The sequence below is a fragment of the Adlercreutzia faecimuris genome (genome assembly GCF_022669055.1).
Lineage (GTDB): Bacteria > Actinomycetota > Coriobacteriia > Coriobacteriales > Eggerthellaceae > Enterorhabdus > Enterorhabdus faecimuris.
Genome location: NZ_JAJMLW010000003.1, coordinates 148,890 through 162,033 on the forward strand (window position 1 = coordinate 148,890; position 13,144 = coordinate 162,033).

Consider the following 13,144-nt stretch of genomic DNA (forward strand, 5'->3'; position numbering starts at 1 on the left):
AGCCTCGGGAAACTCGCCTTTTTGGCTAGAAAACTCCATCGCCCGTGCATCCGGCCCCGCCGCGGGCTCCGTTGCGCGCCCTGGCGCCCTGTCCGACGCACTCCACCGCCCGCCCCCGCCGCCCGGCGCGCCCGGCCCCGCGGCCGTCCGCCGGCGATCGGGCGGCCCCGCGGCGCCTGCGCGCTAGAATGGCCCCATCGGAGGGCCCGCGCCCGCCGCGCGCCGGCCGCCCGCGGGCCGCCGCGCCGGCGGACGCCCGGCCCCGCCACCTCGGCCGACGGAAGGAACCCCATGTACATCACCTGCTTGGATTTGGAAGGCGTGCTGGTCCCGGAGATCTGGATCGCGTTCGCCGAGGCCTCGGGCATCCCCGAGCTCACGCGCACCACCCGCGACGAGCCCGACTACGACAAGCTGATGGACTACCGCCTCGGCATCCTGCGCGACCACGGCCTGGGCCTCAAGGAGATCCAGCAGACCATCGCCACCATCGACCCGATGCCCGGCGCCAAGGACTTCCTGGACGCCCTGCGCGCCGAGGGCCAGGTCATCATCATCTCCGACACGTTCACCCAGTTCGCGCAGCCCCTCATGGAGAAGCTCGGCTGGCCGACCATCTTCTGCAACGAGCTGGAGGTGGCCGACGACGGCGCCATCACCGGCTTCAGGATGCGCTGCCCGCAGACCAAGCTCACCACGGTGCGCGCGCTGCACGACTGCGGCTTCCAGACGGTGGCCGCCGGCGACTCCCACAACGACCTGGGCATGATCCGCGACTCGAAGGCCGGCTTCCTGTTCCGCAGCACCGACGAGATCAAGGCCGAGAACCCCGACATCCCCGCCTACGACGACTACGACGACCTGCTGGCCGCCATCCGCGCGGCCCTGCGCTAGCGGCCCCCGCGACCGGGCGACGGGCGGGCAACGGCACGGCAGCGCTTGGGCCGGCGGGCCCGGGTGCGCCGGCGGCGGCGATACCATGGGCGAGGGCCCCGCGTGGGGCCGCCTGCCAATCGACCAGGGAGGTAGCCGTGGATACCAACGTTGACCTGCACGATAACGCCGACCATCGCCGCGTCATCGAGAAGATGGAGAGATACGAGGATAAGATCATGCCCGTGCTCGACGAGCGCGCGGCGGGCGAGGGGCTGCCCGACGAGCTCGCGCGGGCGCGCGATGTGGTGGCCGCCGGCGACGCGACGCTCGGCGACTACGTGGCCCTCGCCGACGCGCTGCGCCTCTACGGCGACCTGTTCACCGAGCGCGACCGCAGCCACTTCGCGGCCTACCGCGAGCTGGTGCAGGAGCTCTTCGAGATGGACGAGGGCCTGGCCACGCCCAACGCCTACGACCCGCTGTAGGGCGTCTGCCGCGCCCGACGCCCGCGGCCCGCGCGCCCGACGACCGCGGCCCGTGCGCCCGCCGCGCCCGACGCCCGCGGCCCGTGCGCCCGACGCACGCGTTCGCGCCCCGGCCTGCGTCCGGCGGCGCCCGCCCCAACGTCCTCCGCGCCCGCGCGCCGCAGCGGTTCGCTGCGGCGGCGTGGCCGAAAACCTGTGCTGGACCTGCCGGCCGCGGCCTGACGCCGCGGCCGGCTTGCGTTAGACTGCGCAGGTGAGGAGAGAGGACACGCCATGCTGAGAGCGCAGAAGATCGCCCCCGCCGAGCAAGACGCCCTGGCCGGGCTCGGATCCCCCAAGCTGGACATCCTGGCCGCCTGGGCCAACAGGCAGCTGACCTGCTCGCACTGCCGCCGCTGCACCCTGCGCTGCGAGGTCCTGCGCGAGCCGGGCCTGGACGTGGGCGCCGTCGAGGAGGCCTACGCCGCGCTCATGGCGCTGCCGGCCGAGGAGCGCCCCGCCGCCGTCATCGCCCTCGTGCAGGAGCGCCCCGAGCTCTACCACGCCCTGCGCCGCTGCTGCTTCTGCGGCTACTGCACCGCGTCGTGCCGCCACCACGTGCTGGCCCCCGAGCGCATGCGCGCGTGGCGCGCGCTGTTCAGCGAGGCCGGCCTCCTGCCCCAGGAGAAGCTGGTGATGGTGGACGAGGAGTGGCACATCTTCAGCGCCTACCGGGCCATCTACGGCATCGGCTACCCCGAGTTCACGTCGCTGGCCCAGGCCGCCGAGCACGGCCCGGGGCTGGTCGACACGCTGTTCTTCCCCGGCTGCTCGCTGGTGAGCTACGCGCCTGAGGTGGTGCGCAGGGCGGGGGAGTGGCTGACGGCCGCCGGCGTGTCGTGGGCGCTGTCGGACGACTGCTGCGGCAGCCCGCTCATGAGCGCGGGGCTCTTCGACCGCGCGGCCGCCCTGCGCCAGCGCGTGCTCGACCAGATGCTGGCCGCGGGCATCACGCGCATGGTGACGGTGTGCCCCGGCTGCGGCGAGGAGTTCGCCGAGCTGCTGGAGGGCGTGGTGGACATCGTGCCGCTGCCCGAGCTCATGCTCGAGCGCGCCGCCGCCCTGGAGGCCGAGGGGCGCCCGGCCGGGTTCTCGCCGGCGCCGCTGGGGTCGTTCGCCGTGTTCGACTCGTGCCACGACCGGGCCGAGGGGCGCCACGGCCACGCCATCCGCGGCCTGCTCGAGCGCTACGTCCCCGGCGCCGAGCGGCGGGAGATCGACCACCGGATGAAGGGGACGCTGTGCTGCGGGGCCGGCGGCGCGGTGGCCGCCTACGACCCGGACGTGACCCAGCGCCGCGTCGAGCGCGTCATCGCCGAGGGCGCCAAGACCGGCGCCGGCACCCTCATCACCATGTGCCCCACCTGCACCTACACCATCGCCCAGGCGCTGCTGGGGATGCCCGAGCCGCCCATCGCCGGCCGCCACTACCTGGAGGTGCTGCTCGGCGAGGAGATCGACTGGCCTCGCGTCTTCGACGAGCTCGGCGCCATGTGGACCGGCGAGTACGGCCCCTGGCTCAATGCCACCTTCTTCTAGGGGAAGGCGGGGAAGGCGGGCGCTCCTACGCGGCCACCACGATGCGGTAGCTGGCGTTGTCGCCGACGCAGGTCTGGAGGATGACCGACTCGCCGTGGGAGGTCACGCGGCCCTGGATCTCCTCCCAGTAGGTGGTGTCCGGCACGGTGAACACATCCACCACGTGGTAGGTGCGCGCGTTGCCGCTGCCATCGCAGACGGTGACCGCGGCGCCCTGCCCCAGCCCCATCACGCAGTGGAACGGCCCGGGGTTGTGCCCGATGAAGTAGGCCCAGCTGCCGTCGGTGGTGCTGTCCGACCCCATCCACAGCCCCGCGCCCGAGGCCGGCGCCGTGGAGGCCCGGTAGGCGTCGGCGTAGCCCACGACGGTGCCCGCCACGTTGACGGTGCGCGCCGCCTGGCCCGCGCCGCCCGTCGCCGCCGTGCCGCCCGCGGTGGCCGGCCGCGCCTGCGCCGCCGCGGCGGCCGCGGCCTCGGCCTCGCGCTGGACGGCCTCGGCCCGCAGCCCGTTGTCGTCGAGCGCCGCCACGGGCGCCACGGCGTCCACGGCCTCCTCGCCTGCGGCGAGGCCCTCGGCCAGCGCCTCGTCGGCCACCTGGGCGGCCGGCGCCTCGATCAGCCCGGCCGGGTCGGACGCGCCGCCGCCCGTCACCGCCTCGACCAGCTCGGCCGCGAGGGCCGCCGCATCGCCGTCGCCGCTGCCGTCCGCCTCGTCGGCCCAGGCCGCGCAGGGCACGAGCAGCCCGAGGGCCACGCCGGCCGCCACGAGGAACGCGAACCACGGGTGACGCGTCTCCACGCGGGGCTCGGCGACGGCGTCCTCGGCCGTCACGTCGGCGGCGCGACGGGTCGGGCGCGCGGTGCGGGTCGCCGGACGCGCGGCGCGGCGGGTCGGGCGCGCGGCCCGGGCGGAGGTGCGGGGGGATAGGCGGGGACGGCGCGTCCTCGCGGGGGTGATCTTCTCGACACCGCTTCTCATGGCGTCCAACCTTTCCGCTGCGGCGGCGCCTCCCCGGCGCGCGCCTCATGCGGAACCCGGCCTCTCTCATCGGGTGACCCCATTCTAGGCGCGCCTCTCCGGTCGGCCTGCGCGCCCGCCCGACCGTGGCGCGCGCGTCATCCCCCTCTTGCGCGCCCGTCACCAACGTCAGCGCCCCGTCACGAACGCGCCGCCTGCCCCGCGCGCCGGCTGCATGCCCCACGCCCACCCCGCCGAGCGCTCCGCGTTCCCCGCGCGCATTCCCTGTCCCGCCCCGCCGCGCCCGCCCTTCGCAGGTCGTCCGCCGCCTGCCCCGCGCGCCGGCTGCGCCCGCGGCCGCGATGGGGCATAATGGTCGCGACGCGAGGAGGCTCGGCGGGCGAGGGGCCCGCGGGAGGGGAGGGCGCATGGCGCGAGGCGGATACGGATACGGGGCGGCGCCCGCGGGGCCCTCCCTCGGCGTGCGCGCCGTCACCATCGGCATCATCGTCGTGCTGCTGATCGCCATCGGCTTCCAGCTGGCCGGCCGCGCGGGCGGCTCGCCCGACGCCGGCGCCGGGGCCGGGCCGGGCGCGCTGGACGCCTCCGACCAGCCCCAGCCCGCGCCCGAGCCCACCCAGGTCACCGTCACCTTCGCCGGTGACTGCACCCTCGGCACCGACGAGGCCTTCGACTACGCCACCAGCCTCAACGCGCTGTACGAGGCCGTCGACGGCCCCGAGTACTTCCTCAAGAACGTCCAGCCCATCTTCTCCGCCGACGACCTCACCATCGTCAACATGGAGGGCACCCTCACCACGTCCAGCGCCCGCGCCGACAAGACCTTCGCCTTCAAGGGTCCGGCCGAGTTCGCCAAGATCCTCTCCTCGTCCAGCGTCGAGGCCGCCTCGCTCGCCAACAACCACTCGCGCGACTACGGCGAGCAGAGCTACCAGGACACCATCGCCGCGCTCGACGCCGAGGGCGTGCCGTCGTTCGGCTACGAGCGCATCGGCTACGTCGACGTCAAGGGCGTGAAGGTGGGCCTGGTGGGCGCCTACGAGCTGGCCGAGCACGAGGGGATGAGAGACGACATGGTGGCGCGCATCCAGGAGGCGCGCGACAACGGGGCTCAGCTCGTGCTCGTCTACATCCACTGGGGGATCGAGCGCGAGACGGTGCCCAACGACACGCAGATGATGCTCGGCCGCGCGGCCATCGACGCCGGCGCCGACCTGGTGGTGGGCTCGCATCCCCACGTCATCCAGGGCTGGGAGGTCTACGAGGGCCGCTACATCGTCTACTCGCTCGGCAACTTCTGCTTCGGCGGCAACTCCAACCCCGCCGACAAGGACTGCATGATCTTCCAGCAGACGTTCACCGTCACGGGCGACGAGGTGGCAAAAGACGACGACGTGGAGTTCATCGCGTGCTCGGTGTCGTCGTCGAGCTCGCGCAACAACTACCAGCCTACGCCGGCCGAGGGCGACGAGAAGGCGCGCATCGACGCGAAGATCCAGCGCTCGACCGACGCCATCGCCGAGAAGGCGGCCGCGCGCGGATAGGGGAGGGCGCACGCAGGCTGCGGAAGGCGGGCGGCGCGTTCGCGCGCGGGAGGCGGCGCGGAGGGCGCGCGAGCCCACGCCGGCGGCGGTCGGCGCGGCCGGGGGCGCCCTGGCGTGACGTAAACTTGTCCTTTTCCTTAAGTTGACCCACGGGCGGGGCGTTTTGCGCCATAATGGCGCTGATAACGAACCCACGCAAAACGAACACGAGGTTATCGCCCATGGGAAGCTATTCCGACGAACGCCGAGGTCGTGATTCCCGCAGCCGCGCGCCCCGCGGCGAGGGTCGCGGCCGCCCCGCCGCCCAGAGAACCCCGCAGCGCCGCCCGCGCCAGCGCATCGCCGAGCCCCTCTCATCCCAGGAGAGCTACGACAGCATGCGCCGCAGCCGCGCTTCCTACGAGCGCGCCCGGGCCAGCCGCGACGCCCTGGACGAGGCGCGCCGCGCCGCCGGCGACCGCGAGGTCATCGACGGGCGCGGCTCCATCGACTCGCGCACCTTCAACGAGAGCCACCAGATATCCTCGCTGTCCCACGACGACCGCGACCGCCCGCGCGCGGCCATCGACGCCTCCATGACCCAGACGCGCTGGCACTCCCGCGCCGGCCAGGGGTTCGACGCGGTGCCCGACGCCGGCGCCATGGGCACCATCCCCGGGCGCGTGCGCTCGAACATGGGCGCCCACCGGCCGACCTCGGGGGTCGGCTTCTCCGGCGGCGTCGTCAGCGGCCGCGGCGACTACGCCGGCACCGGCTCGGGCGGCGGCTTCCTCGCAGGCATCCCCCTGTTCTTCAAGGTGACCGTCCCGATCATCATCGTCCTGCTGGCGGTGCTCGTCTTCCTCCTGCTCACCTAGGGGGATTCCTCCTACCGGGAGTCCCCAGGTACCGCGCGGACGGCTCTCCCAGCGCGCACGTCGACGACGCGTAAGCGAGGTGGGGGGAGTGCGTGCGAACGAGGTGCCTCCCTAGCAGTTGCCCACCACCACGTGGCGCAGGTGGCGGCGCGCCACGGCGGCGAGGGCGCGCACGTCGGCCACGGACGTGGGGGCGGCGTCGGCCATGCGGTGGCAGGGGAAGAAGCGCGTCACGTGGTAGGGGATGTCCGGGTCGAGCGAGGCCAGCCACGCGGCCATGGCGTCCACCTGGGCGGCGTCGTCGTTCATCCCCGGGACGATGAGCGTGGTCACCTCCAGGTGGCAGCCGGGGTCGGCCGCCAGCGTGGCGATGGTTCGCTTGACGGCGGCCAGATCGCCGCCCACCTGGTCGTAGAATTCCCGTGTGAAGCCCTTGAGGTCGATGTTGGCGGCGTCGATGAGCCCCGCCAGCTCGGCGAGCGGGCCGGGGCTCACCATGCCGTTGGACACGAGCACGCTGGCGAGCCCCCGCTCATGGGCCAGCGCCGCGCAGTCGCGCACGAACTCGTAGCCCACGAGCGGCTCGTTGTAGGTGAAGGCCAGTCCGGTGTTGCCGCGGCTGCGCAGCTCGTCGGCCATCGCCACCAGCTCCTCGGGCGCGTAGGCGCGCCACTCGACGTCGTCGGGGCCCGCGCAGGCGATGGAGGCGTTCTGGCAGAACGGGCAGCGCAGGTTGCACCCGTAGGAGCCGACGGAGAGAATGCGCGTGCCGGGCCGGAACCGGGCGAGCGGCTTCTTCTCGATGGGGTCGAGGGCGAGCGCGGTCACGCGGCCGTAGTTCTCGTCGACGACGGCGCCGCCGCGGGCCACGCGCGCCCGGCAGGCTCCCCGCTGCCCCTCGGCGAGCGAGCAGGCCCGCGGGCACACGGGGCAGGTGACCTGCGCCCCGCCGCCGCCCGCCGCGGGCGTCCCGCCGGGCGCGGGCGCGGCCGCCGGGCCGTCGGGACCGCCGCATTCGGGCGCGGCCGCCCGCTCAGCCACGGCGCGCCTTCCCGCCGGCGGTGTGGCGCACCACCTCGAAGCGCTCCACCTCCGCATCCTCATCGGGCCGGATGCCCGCCTTCGCCTTGGCGATGGACAGCTGGTCGGCCACCGTGTCGACCCCCTCCAGGTCGGGGAGCAGCAGGCCGCGCCGCCCGCGGTGGCTCACGATGACGCCGTAGCGCGCCGGGTCGAGCTGCTCGAGCGAGAAGACGGGCTCCGGCTCGCCGAGCACGTCCACCGAGTACTCCAGGAAGTCCAGCTCGTCGGGCTCGACGGGCGGGAACCGCGGGTCGCGGGAGCAGGCTGACACGGCGTTGCGGATGACCTCGTCGGCCAGGCAGCGGCGCACCGGCTCGATGGTGCCGATGCAGCCGCGCAGCTGCCCGCGCTCGTGCAGGCTCACGAAGGCGCCGGCGCGCCTCTCGCCCAGCTCGGGCGGCAGGTCGGCGGGGCGGCGGATGATCTCGCCCGTGCGCGTGAACGCCTCGACCGCCTGGCGCGCGAGGGCCACGAGGGGGTCGGCGCCGTCCACCGGCGTGGGGCCGGCCGCTGCCCCCGCGGTCGCCTCCCCCGGCTCGTCCGCGTCCTCCACGGCGAAGGCGGCCACGCCGTAGCCGACGCCGAAGGGCCCCTCGTAGCTGAGCAGCTCGCCTGTGAAGGGCAGGCCCTCCAGCGCGCCGGCCATGATCTGGAACGACCTCAGGCCGCACTCGCCGGCTGCCTCGCACAGGGCCTCGTCCAGGGAGAACAGGCGCGTCAGGTCGCCGGCGGCAAGGATGGCGCGCAGCTCGGCGTCGAAGGCCGGCCCCTCGGGGCGAAAGCCGTAGGGCCCGTCCTCGGCCAGGTGGTGCGACCAGTCGCCGCTGGCCACCAGCACGACGCGGCGGCCCAGGTCGGCGGCGGTGGCGGCGATGGCGCGGCCCACCTGGCGGTGGTCGGCCGCCGGCAGGCCCGACAGCCCCAGGCGCACCACGCGCACGTCGTCCAGGTCGAGCTCGGCGGCCAGGAAGTGCAGCGGCACGAAGGACCCGTGGTCGAGCTCCCCGCGTCCCGCGCGGCCGTCGGCGACGGGGATGCCGCGCTCGGCCAGCCGCCGCGCCAGGTCGCGGGCGAAGGCGACGTCGCCCGTGGTGGCCAGCGCCTCGTGCGGCGCGCCGAAGCGATCCATCGAGCCGGCCTCCTCCGCGGCGTCCGAGACGAAGAACCCGTCGCGGAAGAGCGGCGCGTGGGGCGAGACGAGCACGACGGTGTCGGGCGTGAGCGCCGCGGCCCGGCGCGCCACCTCGCGGTAGGCGTCGATGGTGGACTGGATGCGCCGCTCCTCGCCCCGGCCCACGGCGGGCACGATGAGGGGCGGATGCGGCACGACGTACGCGGCGAGGATTCCCATGGCAGCCTCCGGTTCGCTCGGGATGACCCCCCGAGCGTACCAGAGACCGCCCCGTCCGAGGGCCGCGACGCCCTGCACGCCGCCATTTCGTCAAGAGCGGGGGAGGGAGGGCGCGCACGAAAGGGCGCGCGAACGCGGGGATGGGCGTGCGCACGCCGGGTGCGTGCGTGCCGTGGCGGCCGTCCGCGCGGTACCGAGTTGCCCCGAGTGGGCGCCCCCCGCGTCCGCGTCAGGCGCGCTCGAAGGACCAGAGGTTGCGGCACTGGCTGATGATGTGGTCGGCGTCCCAGGATTGGCGGCTGCGGGGCTCGCTGTTGGGGTCGTGGACGACGATGCCGCCGTTCTCGTCCACGGCGGTGAGCACGATGAAGTGGCCCTCGGTGGTGAAGTCGCCGGGCCCCACGCTGCAGATGACGGGCCGGCCGGCGGCCAGCTCGGCGCGCACGGCCGCGGCCGACGCGCTCACCTCGCGCGACCTGAGGCCCAGCTGGCGGGCGCCGTCGCTCATGAGGCGCCAGGCGGTCAGGCCGCCCTCGACGTAGCCGTTCTGCTCGCTGAAGGCCGCCATGGCGGCCGGGTCGCGGTCGGTCTTGCCGGTGAGGGCGACGTAGACCATGGCCAGGCTCGTGGGCCCGCAGCCGCTCGTGCCGACGGTGTCGCCGGCGTAGGGCGCGTCGGCCCAGGCGGGGTCGATCTGGTAGAGGTGGGGGACGGCGCCTTTGCCCCACTGGTCGCGGGGCGTGCTCGTCGGCGGCTCGGTCGCGTCGGCCGCCGCGCCGGTTCCCGCGGCCGCGGCCTGGCCGAGGAAGGTGCCCGCCCCGGCGCCGCGGGCCGCCGGCCCCTCGCCGGCCAGCGTCGCGAGCCCCATCGCGCCGGCCAGCAGCAGCCCGGCCAGGGCGAGCGCGCCCACCACGGGCACCATGCGCAGCCGCTCGACCAGCCCGCCGCCCGCGTCGCCCACCGTCCCGCCGGCCCGCGCCGCGCTGCGCCGGCGGCTGCCGTCCGCCGTCCGGCGGGGGCGGCTCCACTGGTCGCGGCTCAGGGCGTGGGGGACGGGCGTCTCGTCCATGGCGGGTTCCTCCTCGGTGGTCTCCTCGTTTCTCATCCCCACCTTACGAGGGTGCGCGCTTAACCTTCCCATAGCGAATGCTGAGGACTTCCTTAACCCATCTTATTTTTTCCTTAACCCGCCGCGCCGCCGCCCCGCGCGCCCGCCGCCGCGGCGCGCTTGGCCTACAATAGGATCCATGGAGAGAGCAGCGCGCATACTGGTGGTAGACGACGAGCGGGCCATCGCCGATCTGGTGGCCAGCCTCCTCACGGCCGAGGGCATGGAGGTGCGGGCCTGCTACGGCGCCGCCGAGGCCCTCCAGCTGCTCGGGCGCGAGCGCTTCGACCTGGGCATCTTCGACATCATGATGCCGGGGATGGACGGCTTCGAGCTGTGCACGCGCGTGCGCGCCGCCTCCGACATCCCCATCGTGTTCCTGTCGGCCAAGGACGAGGAGGCCGACCAGGTGGTGGGCTTCACCCTGGGCGCCGACGACTACGTCACCAAGCCCTTCAAGCCCCGCGAGCTGGTGGCCCGCGTGAAGGCGCGCCTGCGCCGGGCGCGGGCGGACGCGGCGGCGCCCTCCTCCGACGTGCTGCACGCCGGTGCCGTGGAGGTGGACCTGCGCGCCCACAAGGCGACGCTGCTGGGCGAGCCGCTCCAGCTCACGCCGAAGGAGTTCGCCATCCTGTCGATCCTGGCCGCGTCGGCCGGGTCTCCCGTGTCCGCGCGCGACCTGTTCGAGGGCGCCTGGGGCGAGCGCTACGACGATGCGGCGGCCAACACCGTGATGGTGCACATCCGCCACCTGCGCCAGAAGATGGCGGCCATCGACTCGTCGGCCCAGTTCATCGAGACGGCCTGGGGCGTCGGCTACAAGCTGCGCGACGGCCTGGGCGCCGGCGCGCCCGGGGGCCATGGCGCTTAGGAGCGAGCAGGCGCGCGTCCTGCGCCGCAGCCTGCTCGGGCGCCTCGGGCGCGACCTGGCCGCCTTCACCGCCGCCTTCGCCCTGGCCTGCGTGCTGCTGGAGGCGTTCGTCATGCCTCCCCTGGCCGACTTCGTGGCCGACAGCACCTCCCGGTGGCGTCTGCTCGACTCGTCTGCGCGCTTCGACGAGCTCATGGCGGACGAGGGGCTGAGCGGTTCGCTCTACCTGGACGACCTGACGCAGATGATGGTCGACGAGGGGTTGCCGGCCACCCCGGGCAGCGCGCCCAAGGCCCTGAGCTGGGCCGAGAAGGTGGGCCTGGACGTCTTCGAGCCCGACTACCTGGTCGACGACGGGACAGAGGACGGGACAGAGGACGGGGAGACCGCGGCCCAGGGCGCCGGCGCGAACGCCTCGGCGTCGGGGGCCGTCGCCGTCGATGGTGCGGCGGCCGACCCGATGCTCGACGCCTACCAGACGGCCCTCGACGCCCTCGTGGCGAGCGGCGCCGTCAAGCGAGCCGACGATGCGAGCGCCGCCCAGGTGGCGGCCATGGCCGTCCTTCTGCGCTCCGTCCAGGTCGGCGGCCTCGTGCTCTTCACGCCCGCCGCCATCAACGATGCGGACGTCGATGGCATCCTGCGCGCCGCGTCCTGGCGCGGACTGTCCCAGCAGGAGCTGGACGCGATCGTCGCGCGTGCGTTCCGCCAGTCGCAGGACGACGCCTACGAGGAGTGGAAGGGGCTCACGCCCGAGGACCAGGCCCTCCGGCTGGGCGTCGCGGCGGCCGACCCCGTGTGGCAGGCGTCGTTCAGCCCCGACGGCTACTGGCAGATCCGCGAGGTGGGCACCTACGCCTTCGTGAAGTCGCTCAAGCTGCCGCTGGCCGCCGCCGTGCTGGTCACCGGCTGGATCGTCATCGTGGTGATGGCGCTCAACCGGTCGCTGCGCTACTTCGACGACCTGTCCGAGGGCGTCGCGCGCCTGCTCGCCGACCGCGACGCGCCCATCGAGCTGCCGCCGGGGCTGTCCATCGCCCAGAACGAGCTGGCCGTCATCCGATCCCAGTCGCTGGCCGACGAGCGGGCCGCCAAGGCCGCCGAGCGCCGCAAGAACGAGCTGGTGGCCTACCTGGCCCACGACATCCGCACGCCGCTCACCTCGGTGCTCGGCTACCTCGACCTCCTGCGCGACGGCGCGGCCCTGCCGCCCGACACCCAGCGCAAGTACGCCGAGACGGCCTACGCGAAGGCGGAGCGGCTCGAGGGGCTCATCGGCGAGTTCTTCGAGATCACGCGCTACAACCTGCAGGCCATCCCCATCGAGCGCGAGAACGTGGACGTGCGGCTGTTCTGCCAGCAGGTGGCTGAGTCGTTCTTCCCCGAGACGGCGGCGCGCGGCATCGGGCTGCGGGTGGGCGCCCCGGCCGACGTGCGGTTCTTCGTCGATCCCGACAAGCTGGCCCGCGCGCTCGGCAACGTCATGCGCAACGCCGTGGCCTACGCCGAGGACGGCACGTCCATCGACCTGGCCGCCGCCTGCGACGGGCCGTGGGTGTCCATCGCCGTGCGCAACCGCGGCCGCGAGATATCCGAGGCCCACCTTGAGGCCATCTTCGAGAAGTTCTACCGCGAGGACGGCTCGCGCACGAGCGGCAGCGGCGGGGCGGGCCTGGGCCTGGCCATCGCCAAGGAGATCGTGGGGGCCCACGGCGGCGACATCACGGCCGCCAGCCGCGACGGCGTGACCGTGTTCACGCTGCGGGTGCCGCGCGAGGTGTCCTTCGCGCGCTCGCTGGCCGACGGCGCCCCGGGCGCGCCGGGCGCGGGCGCGGCGCCGGGGCGCGTCCGGTCGGGCGGCGAGGACGCGGGCGGCCGCCGGAAGCGGGCCGCCGCCGACGCGGGCGCCGTCGCGCCGACGTGGGAGGAGGCGCCCGCGCCGGCCCCGGGCGCGCGGGGCCGCGCGCGCCACGGCGCGGCGGGCGCGCACCGCGGGAATGATACCCCCGGCATGACGCCGCTCACCGCGAATCCGCCGGATCGCCCTAGGCGCGGGCGTGCCCGGAAGCGCTAAGATACGGGGGTCGGCGCCGCGATTAACCCTCCTGGCGTCCGATGGCGGCGCGGCCCTGCGGCCCCGCCGCGGCGAGGGCGCGGGAGGCAGGCAACGCCCCCGGGGCCGGTGGCCCCCTCGTCCGAGGCTGTCGGCGTCGGGCTTCCCAACCCTTGCGAGATGCATCGCGGCTTATCCCTAGTTTGCCGTATGCGATGCTTTCTTTCTTCAGGCGGCGGGCCCCCTCCCCAGGGACCCGCCGCCGCCCTTTCCGCGCCCCTCGGCCGACCCGTTGCCGCCCCCTCCGCCCGTTCCCAGGTTGTTTCGCGAAGACCCCCTTCCCTTCACACCCTTGTAAC

Annotated in this window: 11 protein-coding genes; 7 read left to right on the top strand and 4 right to left on the bottom strand. The window is 74.4% G+C overall.

The genetic code is table 11. The annotated features are described in order from the left end of the window. Window positions 1-291: 291 nt before the first annotated feature. From thrH to LPT13_RS08565, 3 genes are all read left to right on the top strand, one after another. Window positions 292-894 carry a bifunctional phosphoserine phosphatase/homoserine phosphotransferase ThrH gene (thrH, locus tag LPT13_RS08555; RefSeq protein ID WP_242165628.1) on the top strand — a complete coding sequence of 201 codons (603 nt, stop codon included), beginning with the start codon at window positions 292-294 and terminating at the stop codon, window positions 892-894. Between the two features lie 137 nt (window positions 895-1,031). After that, complete coding sequence (locus tag LPT13_RS08560; RefSeq protein WP_242165630.1) at window positions 1,032-1,361, top strand: hypothetical protein; 330 nt, start codon at window positions 1,032-1,034, stop codon at window positions 1,359-1,361. 273 nt (window positions 1,362-1,634) lie between these two features. Beyond that, on the top strand, window positions 1,635-2,939 hold the full coding sequence (locus tag LPT13_RS08565) for a (Fe-S)-binding protein (RefSeq protein ID WP_242165632.1): 1,305 nt from the start codon (window positions 1,635-1,637) through the stop codon (window positions 2,937-2,939). A gap of 25 nt (window positions 2,940-2,964) precedes the next feature. Here LPT13_RS08565 and LPT13_RS08570 read toward each other — a convergent pair whose 3' ends face one another. Next, on the bottom strand, window positions 2,965-3,918 hold the full coding sequence (locus LPT13_RS08570) for a sortase domain-containing protein (protein ID WP_242165634.1): 954 nt from the start codon (window positions 3,916-3,918) through the stop codon (window positions 2,965-2,967). A gap of 407 nt (window positions 3,919-4,325) precedes the next feature. Between LPT13_RS08570 and LPT13_RS08575 the strand changes: the two genes are divergently transcribed. Together LPT13_RS08575 and LPT13_RS08580 are read left to right on the top strand one after the other, a co-directional pair. Further along, entirely contained in the window at window positions 4,326-5,462 is a 1,137-nt protein-coding gene (locus LPT13_RS08575) for a CapA family protein (protein ID WP_242165636.1), read from the top strand. Window positions 5,463-5,683: 221 nt separating this feature from the next. Further along, a complete protein-coding gene (locus LPT13_RS08580) occupies window positions 5,684-6,319 on the top strand; it encodes a hypothetical protein (protein WP_242165638.1) in 636 nt (211 codons plus the stop codon). 111 nt (window positions 6,320-6,430) lie between these two features. Here the strand turns inward: LPT13_RS08580 and amrS are convergent, their stop codons facing one another. From amrS to LPT13_RS08595, 3 genes are all read right to left on the bottom strand, one after another. Continuing rightward, complete coding sequence (gene amrS / locus LPT13_RS08585) at window positions 6,431-7,360, bottom strand: AmmeMemoRadiSam system radical SAM enzyme (RefSeq protein ID WP_242165640.1); 930 nt, start codon at window positions 7,358-7,360, stop codon at window positions 6,431-6,433. Next, on the bottom strand, window positions 7,353-8,753 hold the full coding sequence (gene amrA / locus LPT13_RS08590; RefSeq protein ID WP_242165642.1) for an AmmeMemoRadiSam system protein A: 1,401 nt from the start codon (window positions 8,751-8,753) through the stop codon (window positions 7,353-7,355). The genes amrS and amrA overlap by 8 nt, the downstream gene beginning before the upstream one ends. 229 nt (window positions 8,754-8,982) lie before the next feature. Continuing rightward, window positions 8,983-9,858 carry a C39 family peptidase gene (locus LPT13_RS08595; RefSeq protein ID WP_242165644.1) on the bottom strand — a complete coding sequence of 292 codons (876 nt, stop codon included), beginning with the start codon at window positions 9,856-9,858 and terminating at the stop codon, window positions 8,983-8,985. Window positions 9,859-10,000: 142 nt separating this feature from the next. On the opposite strand from LPT13_RS08595, the gene LPT13_RS08600 reads away from it, so the two are divergent. Together LPT13_RS08600 and LPT13_RS08605 are read left to right on the top strand one after the other, a co-directional pair. Then, window positions 10,001-10,732: a response regulator transcription factor gene (locus LPT13_RS08600; RefSeq protein ID WP_242165646.1), complete on the top strand. Its 732-nt coding sequence runs from the start codon at window positions 10,001-10,003 to the stop codon at window positions 10,730-10,732. Next, window positions 10,722-12,806 carry a sensor histidine kinase gene (locus LPT13_RS08605; protein WP_242165648.1) on the top strand — a complete coding sequence of 695 codons (2,085 nt, stop codon included), beginning with the start codon at window positions 10,722-10,724 and terminating at the stop codon, window positions 12,804-12,806. Before LPT13_RS08600 ends, LPT13_RS08605 begins: the two co-directional genes overlap by 11 nt. The last annotated feature ends 338 nt before the right edge of the window (window positions 12,807-13,144 follow it).

Coding starts and splice junctions, on each gene's coding strand:
- thrH (WP_242165628.1), top strand. CDS start 292: ATGTACATCACCTGCTTGGATTTGGAAGGCGTGCTGGTCCCGGAGATC.
- LPT13_RS08565 (WP_242165632.1), top strand. CDS start 1,635: ATGCTGAGAGCGCAGAAGATCGCCCCCGCCGAGCAAGACGCCCTGGCC.
- LPT13_RS08570 (WP_242165634.1), bottom strand. CDS start 3,918: ATGAGAAGCGGTGTCGAGAAGATCACCCCCGCGAGGACGCGCCGTCCC.
- LPT13_RS08575 (WP_242165636.1), top strand. CDS start 4,326: ATGGCGCGAGGCGGATACGGATACGGGGCGGCGCCCGCGGGGCCCTCC.
- LPT13_RS08580 (WP_242165638.1), top strand. CDS start 5,684: ATGGGAAGCTATTCCGACGAACGCCGAGGTCGTGATTCCCGCAGCCGC.
- amrA (WP_242165642.1), bottom strand. CDS start 8,753: ATGGGAATCCTCGCCGCGTACGTCGTGCCGCATCCGCCCCTCATCGTG.
- LPT13_RS08595 (WP_242165644.1), bottom strand. CDS start 9,858: ATGAGAAACGAGGAGACCACCGAGGAGGAACCCGCCATGGACGAGACG.
- LPT13_RS08600 (WP_242165646.1), top strand. CDS start 10,001: ATGGAGAGAGCAGCGCGCATACTGGTGGTAGACGACGAGCGGGCCATC.
- LPT13_RS08605 (WP_242165648.1), top strand. CDS start 10,722: ATGGCGCTTAGGAGCGAGCAGGCGCGCGTCCTGCGCCGCAGCCTGCTC.